Origin of the sequence: Pseudoalteromonas sp. MQS005 (assembly GCF_001661605.1) — a bacterium.
GTDB classification, from domain to species: Bacteria; Pseudomonadota; Gammaproteobacteria; order Enterobacterales; family Alteromonadaceae; genus Pseudoalteromonas; species Pseudoalteromonas tetraodonis.
The window spans coordinates 36495-55309 of sequence record NZ_LYRQ01000030.1; the positions used below are offsets into that span (position 1 = coordinate 36495).

Genomic DNA, 18815 nt, shown 5'->3' on the forward strand with positions numbered 1-18815 from the left:
TGCTTTATTATAACGTTATTTTGTTGCGCAGACGAGAAAATAGCGCACAAGCGTTCGCTGAAATAAAACAGTCATAAAAAAACGGCTTACCTAAGTAAGCCGTTATCTAGTTTAGTCTAATTTTTCGAGTGTTTTAACTTTGCTCAGTATCTGAATTTGGCTCATCAACTTGCTGAGGTGTTAACTCTACCACGGCTTCATCAACGCGCTGTAAACCACGAGGTAACTTGTTCCCTCTGCGGCCTCGCTCGCCATGGTAATGCTCAAGGTCGCTTGGTTTAAGCGTCAATTTACGCTTACCTGCATGCAGCGTAACACTGCTGCCTTGCGGCACAACAGCTAATACTTTTACAAACTCTTCGCGCGCTTGTACTTTAGCGCCCGGAATAGAAATAATCTTATTGCCCTTCCCTTTACCTAGCTTAGGTAAATCACGCAGTGGGAATAACAACATTCGCCCCTCGTTAGAAATTGCCATACAGTAATCACTGGCAACGTCATTAACGCGAATTGGCGAAAGTAACACACCACCTTTTGGCACACTCACTAAGGCTTTACCGTTTTTGTTTTTACTGACTAAATCTTTAAAGTCAGTAATAAAGCCATAACCGGCATCAGAAGCCATTAGCAATACTTGAGCGTCTTCACCCATAACTACGTGCTCAAAGCTTGCGCCTGAGGTTAAGTTAAAGCGCCCTGTCATAGGCTCGCCTTGGCTTCTTGCAGAAGGTAGGCTGTGGGCATCGGTCGCAAATGCACGCCCAGCTGAATCTAAAAATACCGCAGGTTGATTACTTTTACCTCGCGCTGATGCTCTATAGCCATCACCGGCACGGTAATTTAACCCTTCTACATCTAAGTCATGACCCTTACCAACACGTGCCCAGCCTTTATCAGATAGAACAACAGTCACAGACTCTGAAGGGATTAAATCTTTTTCGCTCAGTGCTTTGGCTTCCACACGCTCAATAACAGGTGAGCGACGATCGTCGCCATACATTTCTGCGGCTTCTTGAATTTCTTTTTTAAGCAACGTCGACATGCGACGGTCTGAGCCTAATGTTTGCTCTAATTTGTCACGCTCTTTGGCTAATTCGTCTTGCTCACCACGAATTTTAAACTCTTCAAGCTTTGCTAAATGGCGAAGTTTTAATTCTAAAATGGCTTCCGCTTGAATATCAGTTAACTCAAAGCGTTCCATTAATAATGGTTTAGGCTTATCTTCAGAGCGGATAATTTCTATAACTTCGTCAATATTTAAAAAGGCAGCAAGCAAGCCCTCTAAAATATGTAATCTTGCGAGTACTTTATCGAGTCGATATTGCAAACGACGACGCACTGTTTCACGTCTAAAGGTTAACCATTCAGTTAAAATACTACGTAAGTCTTTAACCTGTGGACGGCCATCTAAGCCCAGCATGTTTAAGTTTACGCGGTAATTTTTTTCAAGATCGGTTGTTGCAAATAAGTGCGCCATTAATGGCTCAGCTTTAATTCGGTTTGAACGCGGCACAATCACAATACGGGTTGGATTTTCGTGATCAGACTCATCACGTAAGTCAGCCACCATTGGTAACTTTTTAGCGTTCATTTGCGCTGCAATTTGCTCAAGTACTTTTGCACCCGAACATTGGTGCGGCAAAGCGGTAATGACGATATCGCCCTGCTCTTCACAATACACTGCACGCATTTTAATTGAGCCACGGCCGGTTTTATAAATTTTGTGAATATCAGCTTTAGGCGTAATTATTTCAGCATCGGTTGGGTAATCTGGCGCATGCACTAAATCCAGTAACTCTTCGAGCTCTGTTTTTGGCTTATCAAGTAATAAACAACAGGCACTGGCCACTTCACGCACATTATGCGGTGGTATATCGGTTGCCATACCCACAGCAATACCAGTTACCCCATTAAGTAATATATGCGGTAAGCGCGATGGCAACACTAAAGGCTCATCCATTGTGCCATCGAAATTTGGCGTCCAATCAACGGTCCCTTGACCTAATTCTTTAAGTAATACCTCAGAGAATTTAGATAAACGCGCTTCAGTGTAACGCATTGCCGCAAATGACTTAGGATCATCAGCTGCACCCCAGTTACCTTGCCCATCCACCAAGGGGTAGCGATAAGAGAACGGCTGCGCCATCAGCACCATGGCTTCATAACAGGCACTATCACCATGAGGATGGTATTTACCTAATACGTCACCCACGGTACGGGCTGATTTTTTGTATTTTGCATTTGCCGATAATCCCAACTCACTCATCGCATAAATAATACGACGTTGCACTGGTTTTAGGCCGTCACCAACGTGCGGTAAGGCACGATCCATGATCACGTACATTGAATAATTTAAATAGGCGTCTTCGGTAAAACGCCCCATTGTTTGTTGTTCAATTCCTTGCATTAGCAAGGTATCTGTATCACTCATTAAAGCTTACCTAGTTTTTCTTATAGCTTACGCGGTAAATTACGTTTGCGTAATCATCGCTTACCAATAGACTGCCATCATTTAATTGTGCAAATGCAACAGGGCGTCCAAATGTCGTTTCGTCTTGCATAAAGCCGGTGATCAGTGGCGTATACTTTGTTACCTTGGCATTTTCTATAGTTGCCACTGCCACTTTATAACCGACCTTTTTAGAGCGGTTCCATGAACCGTGCTCAGCTACAAATAACTGTTGTTTATAGCTATCAGGGAACTGCTTGCCGGTATAAAAATGAATACCTAATGGCGCAACATGCGCACCTAATGCCAATGCAGGTTGAGTGTAGTCAGCAATGTTTTTGCCTTCACCAAACTCCGGATCAACAATAACGCCGCCATGCACGTATGGAAAACCAAAATGTTCTTCTTCTTTAGTGATGCGGTTTAGCTCATCGGGTGGAATATCATCCCCCATCATGTCGCGGCCATTATCGCTAAACCATAGCATTTGCGTGCTAGGGTGAAAGTCAAAGCCTACAGTATTGCGCACACCTTTGGCTAAAGTGGTTATTTCTTTGGTGTCGGTGTTTAACGAAAAAATACGACCAAACCGAGGATCTTCTTCGCAAATATTACAGGGAACACCCACCGGAATAATCAGCTCGCCGTTTGGCGCAAAGCGTAAAAATTTCCAGCCATGGTGGCGCTCTGACGGTAAATCGCTATAAAACACTTCATACTCAGGGTTTTTGAGGTGTTTATCGATATTTTTAAAACGAATAATACGGTGCACTTCACCGACATATAAGTCACCGTCTTTAATCGCTAAACCCGAGGGCATATTGAGTCCCTCTGCAATCACTATTTTTTTATCTGCAACGCCGTCGCTGTTATGATCAATCAATGCATACACATTACCCGCATTACGCGACCCTGCATACACTATACCCCGGCTTGATACTGCAATTTGCCGAGCATTTTCAACATCATCAGCAAATAAGCTTATTTCAAACCCTGGGGCAGCCGTCAGCTTGTCGAGAATATTTTTCGCCATCACTGGCGATGACATAAAGCCGAGTAACAACAGTGTGCTAAATAGTCTTTTCATTTGCCTCTCCTGTAGCCCAAAGGCTTATTAAACTTGTGCTTTGTTACCGTGATCTTCAAGCCATTGGCGGCGATCTGATGAACGCTTTTTAGCAAGTAACATATCCATCATTTCCATTGTTTGTTCTTCTTCATCAAGTGTTAGCTGCACTAAACGACGGGTATTTGGATCCATGGTTGTTTCACGCAATTGTAGCGGGTTCATTTCACCCAAGCCTTTAAAGCGTTGCACGTTTACCTTACCGCGTTTTTTCTCTGCTTCTATACGCGCTAAAATGCCCGTTTTTTCATCTTCATCAAGCGCGTAATAAACATCTTTACCAATATCAATTCTAAACAGCGGTGGCATAGCAACATACACATGCCCAGTTTTTACCAATTGTGGGAAGTGGCGCACAAATAAGGCACACAATAAAGTGGCAATGTGCAGTCCATCCGAGTCAGCATCCGCTAATATACATATTTTATTGTAACGCAGCCCTGATAAATCACTTGAATCGGGGTCAATACCCAATGCCACTGAAATATCATGCACTTCTTGAGAGGCCAAAATTTGCCCTGATTCTACTTCCCAAGTATTTAAAATTTTACCTCTTAGTGGCATGATTGCTTGGAACTCACGATCTCGCGCTTGTTTAGCTGAGCCACCCGCTGAATCACCCTCTACTAAAAACAATTCCGTGCGGTCATTATCAGCAGCACTACAATCGGTCAGTTTGCCTGGTAATGCAGGGCCTGAAGTAACACGTTTACGAACTACTTTTTTAGCCGCGCGTAAGCGACGCTGTGCATTTGAAATACACAATTCAGAGAGTAACTCTGCAGTGTCAGTGTGCTCATTTAGCCATAAGCTAAAAGCATCTTTTACGACACCCGATACAAACGCAGCACATGAACGTGATGAGAGTTTTTCTTTGGTTTGCCCTGCAAATTGTGGGTCTTGCATTTTTACCGACAATACATAACTACAACGTTCCCAAATATCATCTGGGGTGAGCTTTACACCACGTGGTAATAAGTTTCTAAATTCACAAAATTCACGCATCGCCTCTAAAAGCCCTTGGCGCAGGCCATTTACGTGGGTGCCACCTTGTGCGGTAGGAATTAAGTTTACATAACTTTCGGCTGTTGACTCACCGCCTTCAGGCATCCATACAACGGCCCAATCAGCGCCTTCAATAGAACTTGAAAACTCACCTACAAATGGGTCTTTAGGCAGTATTTCATAGCCTTTAACTGCTTCTACTAAGTAATCTTTTAAGCCGGTTTCATAAAACCACTCTTGGGTTTCTTTCGTTTGTTTATTTACAAACTTAATACGCAAACCTGGGCATAGTACCGCTTTGGCTTTTAATAAATGGTTAAGCTTAGTCAGTGAAAAGTTAGCAGAATCAAAATAGCTGGTATCTGGCCAAAAGCGCACGGTAGTACCGGTATTGCGTTTACCCACTGAGCCAATAACATTTAAATCTTCAACTTTATCGCCATGCTCAAAAGCCATTCTAAATTGCTGTGCGTCACGGCGAACCGTTACTTCCACGCGGGTAGATAGCGCATTAACGACCGAGATACCTACCCCATGCAAACCACCAGAGAACTGGTAATTTTTATTTGAAAATTTACCACCTGCGTGTAATTTGGTGAATATTAGTTCAACCCCAGGAATACCTTCTTCAGGGTGAATATCTATCGGCATCCCCCGACCATCATCGCTCACTTCAAGTGAGTTATCTTCATGCAAAATGACATCAATACGCGTCGCATGCCCGGCCATTGCTTCATCAACACTGTTATCAATAACCTCTTGGCCTAAATGATTGGGGCGCGATGTGTCTGTATACATGCCTGGGCGGCGTTTTACCGGCTCTAATCCATTAAGTACTTCAATGGCTTCGGCGTTATAATTTTGTTGAGTCATAGTTTTTATCTTTATATACGCTAATATCTGATTTTAAGAAAATCGACAATGCTTGAAAAAGCTCGCTCAAAGCCATTAAAGCTATGATCGCCGCCAAATTCAATTAACTGTTTACATTGTGAGTAATACTTTATTGCGTGCTGAAAATTTAACACTTCATCCCCTGTTTGCTGTAATAAATACAACAGTTCAGGGTGTTTTAACTCTGTCACCGTTAATGCTTTTAACGCATCTATATGACGAGATTGTAATTGGTAATTATAATCTTGATACGGATTATAATTAGGCCCAAGTATAGGCTCTAATAATGTATATGGGGCAACGGCAGGATTAATTACCACCGCAGGAATTTGATAACGCTGCGATAAATACGTGGCAAAAAAACCACCTAACGAGCTGCCCAATAATACGGTATTCGGTGTTAATAGTTGTTCAAGCGCTATAATCGCCTCTATAGGTTCATGATTTAAGCGTGGCACACAATAATCAACATCATAGTGTGCCATAAGCTCACCAAAGCGCACAGCTTTATATGATTTTTCAGAGCTATTAAAACCGTGAATATAGATTACTCGTTTAACCATACCACGTCCGTGCGTATATGCACCTTTTGTTGCTCAGCATTTAAGTGCAGCATACGATAAGCCGCCCCTTTATCTTCTTGCTGCCAAGTAGCACTGTGCTTTGTAAACTGCACGGAACTGGCCGGTGTCGCGTAAATATCAAGCTCTCTAAATTGCTGTTGGTAGTCATTGTGAACATGCCCATGAAACAGCGCATCAACGCGGCCATTATTAACTAATAAATTTAATAGCTGCGGCCCATTTTCTAGCATGTGTTTATCTAGGTAGCCATTAATAGGCAATGGGTTATGATGGCAAAATACAATATGACGATTATCTGAATCGACTAAACACGCCATAATTTCCTCTAAATGCGAGGGCGTCACCCACCCAGCAGGAGTATTTCCTTTAGAATTAATTAATATCAGTTCAAACCCTTGCGCCACAATATGTTTAGCGCGTTGTATTTGCCCGCCACTAATTAAATTGAGCTGATCAATTTCATCATGATTGCCGGGAACCCAAAATACGGGGCAATCAAGGTCACTATTATGAATCAGTTCAGCAAATAATAAATAGGAATTAAAGCTGTGATCTTGGGTTAAATCGCCACCAAATATCAAGGCATCAGGCTGCTGTTTTGCTATATCTGTAAGTGCCCTAGTAAAATGTTCTGCGGTGTTAACCCCAAAATACTCGCCCTGCTTATCGCTAAAAAGGTGACAATCCGTTATATGGGCTATACGAAGCTGGGCTTGCTCAAAATAATACGTATCATCAAACCAAGCCATTATTTACATCCCAATTAAGTGTTGATTGACCTCGCTCTACGCAGGCAACCAACCAATCATATAAAAAAGCATTCAACTGATATTTTTCATCTTTTTGATGCATCTTAGGATTAGGGTAGCCATAGGAAGGTTTGATTCGTTGGTGGTAATCATGGTGGACAATTTCGGCTACCTTAGCATCATTATATAAGCGCACTGTTAAATACAAAGGCGAAATACCACTTACCATTCCTGATAACTGTTTAATAGATACATCAAGGGTGTACTTGGCAATGTCATCTATGTTGATGGCAAATTCACTGTGGCCCAGTTTGATTTCTCTAACACTGCCAATCGCTCGTTCACTAGGTAGTAATTTTAAAAGGCGTACGTAATTATGCTCACAAAGTGTTAAATACTTTGGAAGGCTTTGAATGTATCGATTAGTCGTTAAAAGTGCTGTCAAAATACCGCCATTACTATTAAAAAATTAAAAACTATGCCCACTTCTTACGTATTCTGTCGCGATTTAGTGCTAACCATTGCAAGCAAATTACCGTAGCCGCATTATCTATCTCGCCACGATTGAGTCGCTCAAATGCTTCATCTAAATCCATAATATGCGTTTTAATATCTTCACCTTCGGTGTCTAACCCATAAATGCCGGTGCTCATTTGGCTTAAATCGGCATGAGCTAAATATAAAAACAAACGCTCTGTAGTACCGCCGGGGCTTGAAAGGTAAGACAACATAAACTCAAGCTCTGTTAAATTAAGCCCGGCTTCTTCAAACGCTTCTTTTTTAACAACCGACTCGTAATCTTCACTGCCATCGGTCATGCCCGCTATACATTCTAACAGCCAAGGCGTGTGTTTGCTTTTAATTGCGCCAATTCGAATTTGTTCAATTAGCAGCACTTGCTCAGTCACTGGGTCATAAGGTAAAACTGCGACCGCATCTCCGCGTTCAAGAATTTCTCGACGAATTACCTCAGACTCTCCACCCGCAAATAAGGCATGCTTAAATTGATAAAGGTTTATTTTAAAAAAACCATCATACAAATTTTCAATTGGTTTTAATCTCACATCGTCATGGGTAAATTTAATACGACTTTTATTCGCCATCTATTCTTTCCTTTTTGAGGGTGCAAATACATCAACGTCATTTAGGTATATATTCTGTTACACTTGAGAACGCTGTTTTACTAATTTTTTTTTTAGTTATTAGTTAAAACAGGTTAACATGCTACTAGTACAAAAATTGTCTAAGGACCGAACATCACATGAAAAAGAACATCCTTGCTGCACTGGTTAGTTTATCATGCGCATTGGGCTCAACCGTAGCCAATGCAGAAGATTTACTTCAAGTTTTTGAAATCGCAACAGCCAACGATCCTACCGTTTTAAAAGCAAAAGCCCAAGCTGATGCACAATCATACCAAAGCGATCGCGCTATGAGCGCACTATTACCGCAAATTGGTTTAAGCATGAGTTATGAAAAAAGTGACTCGACCTCTTTTCAAAGCGTAGGCGATTTATCAAACCAAGTTAAAGTCGAAAGTGAAACGGACCAATTCAGACGTGGTATTAGCTTAAGCCAAACGCTATTTGATTTGGGCGCGTGGAATTCACTCGGCATTGCTGACAAACAAGCACTGCAAGCTAGTGGCCAGTACGATTTTGCTAAACAAGATTTAATAGTACGTGTGGCTGAAGGCTATTTTAACGTATTAAGCGCTATTGATAACCTTGAATTTGTACAAGCTGAAAAACGTGCCATTGAGCGCCAACTTGAACAAACTAAACAACGTTACGCTGTAGGTTTAACGGCTATTACCGATGTACATGAAGCACAAGCACAATTTGATAACTCAGTAGCGCAAGAAATCATTGCTAATAATGCGGTAGAAACAGCCCGTGAGCAACTACGTGAGATCACCGGTAAATACCATGCAAAGCTAGATATGTTAAACACCGAAACGTTTTCTACTGTTAAGCCAAGTACGCCTGCAACTGATTTAGTTAAAATAGCGAAAGACAAAAACTTAAATCTGCAAGTATCAAAAATTACGGTTGATATCGCTAAAGAGCAAATTGAACTTGCTAAAGCAGGGCATTATCCAAAACTAACTTTAAATGCTAGTTACGGCGACTCATTAACAGATAGCGAGTTAAATGGCGCTAGTTTTGACGACCAGCCTCGTTCAGATTCAACATCTGTTGGACTTAACTTTAGCGTACCACTTTACTCTGGTGGCGCAACGGTTGCTGCAACAGATCAAGCACGTGCATTTTACGTTGCTGCGAGCCAAGATTTTGAAACGGATTATCGCGCAGTAACTCGCTCTGTTATTACTTCTTATAACCAAGTGGTATCTGATATTGCGACCTATAAAGCGCTTGAACAAGCGGTTATTTCAGCACAAAGTGCACTAAAAGCCACTGAAGCGGGTTTTGAAGTGGGTACACGTACCATTGTTGATGTGCTCGTCAGTACGCAAAACTTGTACAACGCAAAGCGTAATCTTGCTGATGTGCGTTATCGCTATGTTGTGTCAACGCTTCGTCTAAAACAAGCAACAGGCACATTAAGCCGCGAAGACTTAGTGGGTATAAACCAAGGGTTAAATACGGTTAACTAAACACACGACTTCATTATAAATAATTACTAAAGCCAGCTTTTTGCTGGCTTTTTGTATTTTTGAGCGCATAGCGTTAAACTAGCCTTTTATTTTTTAGAGAAATTTTTGTGGTCAACTCATCCCCTTTTAAAGTCTCTTTTTTAGGTCCTCGTTACTGGCTAACTTGGATTGGTGTCTTGTTTTTATATCTCATTTCTTGGTTACCACAAAAACTACAATTAGCTATGGGTAAGCAGCTTGGACGCTTGGTTCATAAATATATGAAGCGTAGAAGGCACATTGCTGAAGTTAATATTAAACACTGTTTCCCTTCGATGAGCGAAGCCGAGCAGCAACACTTAGTATTAAAAAACATGGAAAATACTGGCATTGCCATGGTTGAAACCGGCATGGCTTGGTGGTGGCCACAATGGCGGGTCGAAAAAGTATTAGGATCAATAAAAGGACTTGAGCACTTTGAACGCGTACAACAATCAGGAAAAGGCGTTTTATTGTTAATTCCACATGTGCTTCATCTTGAAATGGCAAGTCGAGTGATGGGATTAAAGTGCCAAGGTATTGGTTTTTATCGCCCACACAATAACTCGCTGATGGAATATTTCACCACCAATGGACGCCTTCGCTCTAACGAATACATGGTTGGTAAAAAAGACGTAAAAGGGCTATTAAAAGCTTTAAAAAATAAAAAAGTTTGTTATTACTTACCTGATCAAGATTATGGCCGTAACCGCTGTGAGTTTGTGCCATTTTACGCAGTACCTAATACAGCAACTACCACCGGAACACTGATGTTTGCAGGCAGTAAAAATTGCGAAACCATGAGCCTAATTACGCGTCGGGATGACAACGGAAAATATCACCTAGAAATCGTGCCTGAGCTTGAAAACTTCCCAAGCGGCGATAATAAAGCCGATGTAACACGTGTTAATCAGCGCATGGAACAATCAATAAATGCCGCCCCTGAACAATATATGTGGTTGCATAGACGTTTTAAAACACGACCCGATAAAGACGCCCCCTCTTTTTATTAAAGATGGGTTATTAAAATAACAAAGATGAGTGACAGCCATGTGGTTTTGGATTAGATATATACTTTTAGCTTTATTGTTAATTGGTGCAGCCATTTACTTTTTACTAAATGGTACGTCGTCACTTAATTATCAACAAACCACCAACGCTGCTGCTGAAGGGTTATCGCGGTTTTATGCATCAATTCGAGATAGAATTACTGTCAATAAAGACAATGACAAATTTGTCATTCAACTCGAAAAACCCGATCTTAGCCTCGACAGAGCGCTAAACCAACGCTCTTTTGTAGTAGAGCCTATGCCTTTAAATTGGAATGGAGAAGTAGGCCCGCGCCGCTTTCAACGTGACTCAACCTTGCGTACTGTACTGACCCAATATGCTAATAACGAAGGTATTACTTTAATGTGGTACTTAGACAAAGATTACGTAATAAAAGATCACTTTCGTATAGATAGCAGTTTTAACTCCGCTTTATACCGCGTTAGCCGCTCTATTAATGATGACTTTTCAAATGAAGTGTATGCGTTTTTCTGCCCTAAACAACGTGCAGCGGTGATTACCGAGCTACCGTCTGAATTTGTACGCTCAAACTGTTTAAAGCTAAGCAATTAACTACATTCGGTTTAATTTTGTTGATATGCGCTCAAATATTGCTGAGCGCATAACATTAAATTGCTCAATCTAGCCCAAATATTGCCTTCCAAACCGTGCTAACATTATTGATATTTTCACTAAACTCTTCGCGTTTAACGCAGCGACCTTGCTGGTCTAAGCTCAATACATGATAGCGTGAGCGATAGTCTATATACGCTTGAATAAGCTGCTGTTTTTGAATATCGCTGATACAGCCAATTTTAGCCGCATCAGTTAAAATTCTCACATTGTCAGAATTATCGCATAAGTGGGTAAACTCATGGGCATGTTTTAATACCAAGTATTGCGTTATAAACTCAATATCGGTCATGGCACCCACATCTTGTTTTAAGTCAAATTGCTGCGCATTGCCTTTAGCCAAATGGCCACGCATTTTTTCGCGCATTTTAATCACGTCTGCTTTTAAAGTATCTTCATCACGTTGTTGGCACAATATCTCGGCGCGAATTTGTGCAAATCGTGTTACTAATTCAGCTTGGCCTAAAATCAGCCTCGCTCTAACCAGCGCTTGATGCTCCCATGTCCATGCTTGCGTTTGCTGATAATGATTAAAGCTTTCTAGGTTAATAGCTAATAGCCCTGATGCACCTTCTGGACGCAGACGAGTATCTAACTCATATAAAATACCTGAGGCGGTACGGGTATTAAATAAATGCATTAATCGTTGTGCGAGTTTTAAATAAAACTGCCTTGAGTCAATCGCTTTATCACCATTGGTGTAACTTGTACCATCATGGTTATGCACAAAGACTAAATCGAGATCAGAGTCATAACCCACCTCAAAACCGCCAGTTTTACCATAAGCAATAACTGCAAACCCCTTGTTTTCATCATCGGTGTTAGGTGGCATACCAAAGCGTTTTACGCAGTGGTACCACGCAATATTTACAGCCTGATCGACTATAGCTTCAGCCAATGCTGTTAAGTGATCGCTTACTTTCATTACATCAATAACGCCCGTCGCATCAGCTGCGGCAATGCGTAATTGATGGGTTTGCTTAAACTGACGCAGCGCTTCCATTTGCAGCTCTAAATCATCATGTTCAATGCGTAAAAAATACTGTCTTATTTCATCTTTATACGCAGTTAATGGGGTTGGCTTGTAAAGCACAGCAGGGTCGATAAGTTCATCGAGCAAAATTGGATACAGTGAAATATGCTCGCCAATCCATTTACTGTGACAACAAAGTAAAACCAATTGTTTTAGCGTTCCTGGATTTTCATACAGCAACTCTAGATAAGCGGTGCGCGAAATAATTTTATTTAATATTTGGCATACCGTTGCAAAGGCGCTAGCACTGGCATTAAAGTCGTTTAACTGTTTAAGTAATGCCGGCATTAATTTATCAAGAATATCGCGCCCACGATTGCCTACTTTAGCTTTAGAAAGTCGTTGTTTAAAGTCGTATAATGGTGTTTGCCACTCATCTCTGGGCTCATTTAAAAAGCTAACATCGCCGTGATCCCAAGCACTAATAAACGCCCCTTCACAGGTATCAAGTGGTTCAGTTTCTTCGCCTATAACCTGTGTAAATTCGTTATGTATTTGGCTCATCACATGTTCTATTTTCACAAGCGTTGCCGCAAAATCTGCCTGAGCGAGCAACACATTGAGTCGCTGTTGATTTAGCTCATCATCGGGCAGTGTTTGTGTTTGTTGATCATCAAATATTTGTAGGTATTGCTCTACTTTGCGTAAGTATAAGTAATTGCTTTTTAAATCTTTAGCTTCAAGCTCATCAATAACTTGGCTTAGTGTTAACTCTTTTAATGCAATTAATAAAGATTGCGTTTGTAAGTTTGCCTCTCTGCCGCCTCGCACCATTTGCAAAGCCTGAACAATAAACTCCACTTCGCGAATGCCACCACCACCTAACTTAATATTATTGGTTAAGCGCTTACGACGCACCTCTTGGGCAATCATAAGCTTCATTTTTCTTAGCGACTCAATAACCGAAAAATCAATATAACGGCGATACACAAAAGGCTTTAATAACGTATTAAACTCCTGCCAATAAATGTTAGGCGTGCCAATTAAGCGCCCTTTTAACATCGCGTAGCGTTCCCAATCACGCCCTTGTTCTTGGTAATAATCTTCAATCGCGTTAAAGCTCATTACCAACGGACCACTTTCCCCAAATGGTCGCAAACGCATATCTACGCGAAAAACTTGGCCATCGACCGTACATTGATTAAGTGCTGTAATTAGCTTTTGGGCAACTTTAGTATAAAAGACAGATGCTTCAAGCGAGCGACGCCCACCTTGGGTTTTAACATTGCGAGGATATGCAAAAATAAGATCGATATCAGATGAATAATTGAGTTCTTGTCCACCTAGTTTACCCATTCCTAATACCATTAACGGTAACGGGTTGTTGTGCTCATCTAATGGCTCACCATTGGTTTTAGCGACATTTTTATAGGCCCATTGATTAGCACTGTCGATCAGTTTATTAGCAAGTTCACTAATGTATTTAATACTATTTTCAATCGGGTTTTTGCAGCATAAATCTAAAAAAGCCACCTTTAACCAGTATTTTTCTCGGTATTGGCGCAGTAACTTATGGCACTCACTCTCTTCTATTTTAGTTATATCTAGCTGTGCAAAAGGGTCTAAAATTTCTCTATTTTTAATTTCGTGCTCACACAGTAACCAAGACAGTAGCGCAGGTTGAGAGCTTAAGCTGCGCCAAGCAAAATCACTTAACGCCAATAGCCGTATTATCTGCTGCTGGTTTTGTTGCTCTGGGTACAGCGCGGCAAAGCGTGTTTCACCGAGTTTTTGTAATTCAATAGGAAGCTGCGTGTCGTTACTCATCAATACCCTCTTTTATCTCACCAATAACCATACTAGAATGGTTAAAAACCTATCAAGGTAAATCTATTTAGGAACACCATGTCATATTTGTCATTATCTAACACTAGTTTAGTTGCGATTGCTATTAGTTTTGTGGTTATTTGTGTCATCATCATCAGTTTAAGAATTGTTACTCAAATAAAAGCAAAACAAGCACTTAAAGAAGAATTGGCGCAGCATGATAACTTTGCAATGGGGATTAGTTTTGCCTCTGAAATATCTGTTGTTATAGCCACCATGGCGTTTTTATTTGATGAAATTAGTATTAGCACCGCACAATCAAACCCATTAAAAGTGATTTTGTTAATTGTGCTGCTCTTTTCATTTATTAAAATGGGGCATTTAATCCATCGTAAATGGATATTACGCCGCTTTAATGAGGAAGCCGCAATACTAAAGCAAAACGTCTGTGCTGCGCTGGTTGACTCGGGGATGCTTATTGCCAATTGTATTTTAGCGCTGGGTTTATATACATGGACACATACTCAGGGGTTTAGTAATTTATTAATTGCCTCAGTAAGCTTTTTTGTGTTGCAAGGAATGTTTGCTTTGGACAGTAAAATACGTGAATACCGCTTTGCTAAAGCAAATCAAGGCGCCTCATTGCAAAGTAATTTTGGCTTAGAAAATACCTCTATTGGTATTCGCTATGCGGGTAAGTCAATTGGATTAGCACTTGCGGCGTATGCTGGTTTATCTAGTGCGGCCTTTCAAAATGGTAAAATGGTAGAAAACTTATTTACCTTGGTAATGCATTGCGGTGTGATGTGGCTGTTACTATACTGTTTAACGTATATTATAAAAATTATTTCAATGCCTAATATCGACACCGCACTTGAAGTCGATCATCAAGATAATATTGGTATTGCGTGTATTGAATTTGCTGTATTTTGTGCTATTGGTTACTTACTTATAAGTATGTTTTCAATTTAGTACCAAACTGGTTAAATTAAGCCGTTACTAAACGTCCCTATTTAATAGTCTGGTAAATTAACAGGGACTTTAGGCATATGGAAATAAAAACAGCGAGTTATCTCTTAATTGATATAGACAACGAGTTTAGTCGTTCATTTATTAAATACTATATAAACTCAAATTATCCAGCTAAAAAAGACATCGTTATCGCCGGGGCTAATACCCAAAAGCTGGTTAAAATGATGTTTGATGAACTCGTTAAAGATTATTGCTATTGCGATATTGAAAACGAAATAAGCATTTCTGAGCTGGCAAGCTACCTACACGAACACCACAATATTCAGGGGGTACTGTTTAACCAAACAGATTACTTGCTCGCCGATGATACACAGCGCTTTATTTATAATTCACTGCATGAAAAACGCTATATGGTTATTCAAACAGATCAAGGGTATGAAATTAAGCCCATAAAAGATGAATGCCATTCAAACCATTTATCGTGTGATACCGACATAGCTCAAACTGCACAAGAGTTAACAGAGCTTTTAACCCCCGAATATGAAAAATAAATAATTGCACCCAAGCCTTTGCTTACTTACCATAGAGAGATATAACCTCTATGTAAAAAAGTGATTTGCCATGCGAGTGCCCCATATTTATCAATCATCACCGATTGCTCTCAACACCCCTTTAAATCTTGACGATGACGCTGCAGGCCATGTAGGCCGTGTGCTACGTATGAAAGTGGGCGAGCAGGTTTCTATTTTTAATGGTGAAGGGGGGGAATTTCTCAGTGAAATTATTGAAGTGAGCAAAAAAACCGTGGTTGTTATGCCCCTTGAATTTAATCCTCATGACGTTGAATCGCCATTAAAGATTCATTTAGGCCAGTGTGTATCCCGTGGCGATAAAATGGATTTTACCATTCAAAAGTCGGTTGAATTAGGGATCACTGAAATAACGCCTATTTTTAGTCAGCGCTGCGGCGTAAAACTCAGTGGCGACCGCCTAGAAAAAAAACACCAGCAATGGCAAAAAATAGCCATTGCTGCTGCAGAGCAATCCGGACGCAACTTTGTACCAACCATTAATCCTCCCGTAGATTTAAAACACTGGCTTGAACAGCAAACCGATGCAATTAAATTAACCTTACACCCGCGCGCCGAGCACAGCATTAAAACCATTACTGTTCCTGATGGTGGCGTACGCTTTTTAGTGGGCCCTGAAGGGGGATTTACCGATGATGAAATGGCGCAAACTAAACAACAAGAATTTGTAGATATTCGCTTAGGTCCGCGAGTACTTCGCACAGAAACAGCAGCGTTAACCGTTTTAAGTGCACTGCAATTACAATTTGGCGATTTAGCTAATTGAAATAACTAAAAGCACCCACATATCAAGATTACAGTTGTAAAAAACACATAAATTAAGGCACAGCGCATGGCAATTAAGTTAGGTATTATTTCAGATCCTATTAGTGGATTTAATATTAAAAAAGACACCGGTTTTGCAATGATGATGCAAGCACAAACCCGTGGCTACGAAATTTACTACATGGAAATGGATGATTTATCGCTGCGTCAAGGCAATGCCTACGCCACTGCAGCCAAAGCTCAAGTTTTTGATAACGCTCAAAAGTGGTACCAACTTGAAGAAAAAGAAACCATAGCGCTGGCTGATTTAGACGTTATTTTAATGCGTAAAGATCCGCCTTTTGATACTGAATATATTTACGCAACGTATATTTTAGAGCGTGCAGAGCAAGCAGGCACATTAGTGATTAATAAACCACAAAGCTTGCGCGACGCCAATGAAAAACTCTTTACAGCTTGGTTTAGTGAACACACGCCAGATACATTAGTAACACGCAGCCAAAAACAAATCCGTGAGTTTTTAGCCCAGCATAAAGATATTATTTTAAAACCGCTTGATGGCATGGGTGGCGCCTCTATTTTTAGAGTAAAAGCCGATGATGCCAATATAGGCGTAATATGCGAAACCTTAACCGAGCATGGTAGCCGCTTTGCCATGGCGCAAAATTATATCCCAGAGATCACTCAAGGCGATAAGCGCGTATTGGTTGTTGATGGTGAAGTGATTCCTTATTGCTTAGCGCGTATTCCACAAAATGGCGAAACACGCGGTAATTTAGCCGCAGGCGGTCGTGGTGAAGCACGCCCAATTAGCGAATCAGATCTTAAAATTGCAAAGGCGGTCGCCCCTACTTTGAAAGAAAAAGGCTTAATATTTGTTGGTTTAGATATTATTGGTGATAAGTTAACTGAGATTAACGTAACAGCGCCAACCTGCGTAAAAGAAATTGAAGCCGCTTACGATATTTCAATTACCGGCATTTTATTTGACGCCATAGAGAAAAAGCTTAATAAATAAATTATCACTGAATCAGTTCAAAGATATAAAGCGATGACGCTTATCGTGTCATCGCTGAAAACTCGAATAAATTTTTAGTGTTAAAACATGGGACTATGCCATACTCAAGATTCAATAACTAAAAGGGTAAAACTTATGCAGTCATTAGAAAATCACTTTTTAATCGCAATGCCATCAATGCAAGACCCTTTTTTTAAACGTGCCGTCACTTATATTTGTGAACACAACGAAGAAGGCGCTATGGGATTGGTGATCAATCAGCCGATTGATGTCACCGTAGGTGAGTTACTCGACAAAATTGATATTGATAACGATAAATCTCAACATGCCGCGCAAGTGACTGTGTTTGCTGGCGGGCCGGTAAAAACAGACCGTGGTTTTGTACTACATTCACCTAAACCTGGGTACTCGGCAAGCCAAAAGTTGAGCAGTGATATTATGATCACCACCTCAAAAGATGTGTTAGCCACGTTAACCACAGCCCAAGCACCCGAGCAATTTATTATTACTTTAGGCTACTCCGGTTGGGAACAAGGCCAATTAGAGCAAGAGCTACTTGATAATAGCTGGCTGATCATTAAAGCCGATCCTAAAATAATTTTTGATACTCCAGTAGAAAATCGCTGGGAAATGGCAGTCTCTATGCTTGGTTTTGATATTGGCCAATTAAGCCCCGAAGCTGGACATGCTTAATAACATAAAAGACAAACATGACTAAAAAAATTGTAAAAGCGCAAGGTGAGCGCACCGTTATGGGATTTGACTTTGGTACCAAGAGTATTGGTATTGCTATTGGTCAAGAGCTCACTGGCAGTGCGACCAGCTTAAAGGCGGTGAAAGCCCAAGATGGCATCCCTAATTGGGATGACATTGCTGTGCAAGTAAAAGAATGGCAACCCGATTTAATGGTTGTCGGTTTACCGCTAAACATGGATGGCACCTCGCAAGAGGTTACCTTTAAAGCTAAAAAGTTTGCTAATCGTTTGCACAACCATTACGGTATTGCGGTTCATACCCAAGATGAGCGCTTAACGACTGCAGATGCAAAGGCACGGTTGTTTGAACGTGGTGGCTATAAAAATTTAGGTAAAGGTAACGTAGATAATATGTCTGCGGTGATCATTCTAGAGAGTTTTTTTGAAGCCAGTTATGGTGAGTAAAGTACTTAAACCCACATAAAAAAAGCGCCTTAGGCGCTTTTTTTATGTGTGTTAAGACTAAGTCATATTGCCTTTGTCATCAAGGCCATCAATGGTCACACCTTGTAAGAAGCCTGCGCCTTGTTGCTCGTTATTACGTAGTTTAATCATCAAGCGTAAGTCATTTGGCGAATCCGCATGATGCAGCGCATCGGCATAATTAATACGTTGCTGTCTGTAAAGCTCAAACAGCGCTTGGTCAAAGGTTTGCATGCCCATCTCTGTTGATTTAGCCATGGTTTCTTTAATGCCACCAATATTACCGTTTTTAATTAACCTGAGATCTGCTTAAGCGATAACTAGTGCGTTGAGCTCTACGTCAGTTAAATTAAGGTGTGGCTTA

At 40.8% G+C, this 18815-nt stretch carries 17 protein-coding genes and 1 pseudogene; 9 read left to right on the top strand and 9 right to left on the bottom strand.

The window, feature by feature from the left end:
* Positions 1-133: 133 nt before the first annotated feature.
* The 7 genes from parC to A9479_RS11720 are packed head-to-tail and all read right to left on the bottom strand — an operon-like array spanning position 134 to position 7910.
* Complete coding sequence (gene parC / locus A9479_RS11690) at positions 134-2431, bottom strand: DNA topoisomerase IV subunit A (protein WP_013465834.1); 2298 nt, start codon at positions 2429-2431, stop codon at positions 134-136.
* Between the two features lie 10 nt (positions 2432-2441).
* A complete protein-coding gene (locus A9479_RS11695; protein WP_064663504.1) occupies positions 2442-3536 on the bottom strand; it encodes a sorbosone dehydrogenase family protein in 1095 nt (364 codons plus the stop codon).
* 27 nt (positions 3537-3563) lie between these two features.
* The gene (gene parE / locus A9479_RS11700) at positions 3564-5453 is read right to left on the bottom strand and encodes a DNA topoisomerase IV subunit B (protein ID WP_013465836.1); all 1890 of its coding nucleotides are present in this window, start codon (positions 5451-5453) and stop codon (positions 3564-3566) included.
* A gap of 20 nt (positions 5454-5473) precedes the next feature.
* Complete coding sequence (locus A9479_RS11705; protein WP_008110593.1) at positions 5474-6037, bottom strand: YqiA/YcfP family alpha/beta fold hydrolase; 564 nt, start codon at positions 6035-6037, stop codon at positions 5474-5476.
* Positions 6022-6807, bottom strand: a complete 786-nt coding sequence (locus A9479_RS11710; RefSeq protein WP_064663505.1) for a metallophosphoesterase — start codon at positions 6805-6807, stop codon at positions 6022-6024. The genes A9479_RS11705 and A9479_RS11710 overlap by 16 nt, the downstream gene beginning before the upstream one ends.
* Positions 6794-7252: a DUF1249 domain-containing protein gene (locus A9479_RS11715; RefSeq protein WP_064663506.1), complete on the bottom strand. Its 459-nt coding sequence runs from the start codon at positions 7250-7252 to the stop codon at positions 6794-6796. Before A9479_RS11715 ends, A9479_RS11710 begins: the two co-directional genes overlap by 14 nt.
* A 31-nt stretch (positions 7253-7283) precedes the next feature.
* Positions 7284-7910 (bottom strand): NUDIX domain-containing protein, encoded by a 627-nt coding sequence (locus A9479_RS11720; protein WP_064663507.1) that lies wholly within the window; start codon positions 7908-7910, stop codon positions 7284-7286.
* A gap of 158 nt (positions 7911-8068) precedes the next feature.
* Between A9479_RS11720 and tolC the strand changes: the two genes are divergently transcribed.
* The 3 genes from tolC to A9479_RS11735 all read left to right on the top strand — a co-directional run bounded on the left by tolC (position 8069) and on the right by A9479_RS11735 (position 11068).
* Complete coding sequence (tolC, locus tag A9479_RS11725) at positions 8069-9427, top strand: outer membrane channel protein TolC (protein ID WP_013465840.1); 1359 nt, start codon at positions 8069-8071, stop codon at positions 9425-9427.
* A gap of 107 nt (positions 9428-9534) precedes the next feature.
* Positions 9535-10458: an LpxL/LpxP family Kdo(2)-lipid IV(A) lauroyl/palmitoleoyl acyltransferase gene (gene lpxL / locus A9479_RS11730; RefSeq protein ID WP_064663508.1), complete on the top strand. Its 924-nt coding sequence runs from the start codon at positions 9535-9537 to the stop codon at positions 10456-10458.
* Positions 10459-10495: 37 nt separating this feature from the next.
* Positions 10496-11068 (top strand): toxin co-regulated pilus biosynthesis Q family protein, encoded by a 573-nt coding sequence (locus A9479_RS11735; RefSeq protein WP_064663509.1) that lies wholly within the window; start codon positions 10496-10498, stop codon positions 11066-11068.
* A gap of 64 nt (positions 11069-11132) precedes the next feature.
* Here the strand turns inward: A9479_RS11735 and glnE are convergent, their stop codons facing one another.
* Positions 11133-13928 (bottom strand): bifunctional [glutamate--ammonia ligase]-adenylyl-L-tyrosine phosphorylase/[glutamate--ammonia-ligase] adenylyltransferase, encoded by a 2796-nt coding sequence (gene glnE / locus A9479_RS11740; protein WP_064663510.1) that lies wholly within the window; start codon positions 13926-13928, stop codon positions 11133-11135.
* A 78-nt stretch (positions 13929-14006) separates the two neighbouring features.
* Between glnE and A9479_RS11745 the strand changes: the two genes are divergently transcribed.
* The 6 genes from A9479_RS11745 (at position 14007) to ruvX (ending at position 18433) form a co-directional block, all read left to right on the top strand.
* Positions 14007-14900, top strand: a complete 894-nt coding sequence (locus A9479_RS11745; RefSeq protein ID WP_013465844.1) for a hypothetical protein — start codon at positions 14007-14009, stop codon at positions 14898-14900.
* A 77-nt stretch (positions 14901-14977) separates the two neighbouring features.
* The gene (locus A9479_RS11750; protein WP_064663511.1) at positions 14978-15451 is read left to right on the top strand and encodes a hypothetical protein; all 474 of its coding nucleotides are present in this window, start codon (positions 14978-14980) and stop codon (positions 15449-15451) included.
* A gap of 70 nt (positions 15452-15521) precedes the next feature.
* Positions 15522-16256 (top strand): 16S rRNA (uracil(1498)-N(3))-methyltransferase, encoded by a 735-nt coding sequence (gene rsmE, locus A9479_RS11755; RefSeq protein ID WP_064663512.1) that lies wholly within the window; start codon positions 15522-15524, stop codon positions 16254-16256.
* A gap of 66 nt (positions 16257-16322) precedes the next feature.
* A complete protein-coding gene (gene gshB, locus A9479_RS11760) occupies positions 16323-17273 on the top strand; it encodes a glutathione synthase (RefSeq protein ID WP_013465847.1) in 951 nt (316 codons plus the stop codon).
* A gap of 135 nt (positions 17274-17408) precedes the next feature.
* Positions 17409-17966 carry a YqgE/AlgH family protein gene (locus A9479_RS11765; protein WP_064663513.1) on the top strand — a complete coding sequence of 186 codons (558 nt, stop codon included), beginning with the start codon at positions 17409-17411 and terminating at the stop codon, positions 17964-17966.
* Positions 17967-17983: 17 nt separating this feature from the next.
* Positions 17984-18433, top strand: a complete 450-nt coding sequence (ruvX, locus tag A9479_RS11770) for a Holliday junction resolvase RuvX (RefSeq protein ID WP_064663514.1) — start codon at positions 17984-17986, stop codon at positions 18431-18433.
* A 57-nt stretch (positions 18434-18490) separates the two neighbouring features.
* Here the strand turns inward: ruvX and A9479_RS11775 are convergent.
* Positions 18491-18815 (bottom strand): annotated as a pseudogene (locus A9479_RS11775) (hypothetical protein); the annotation flags it as partial.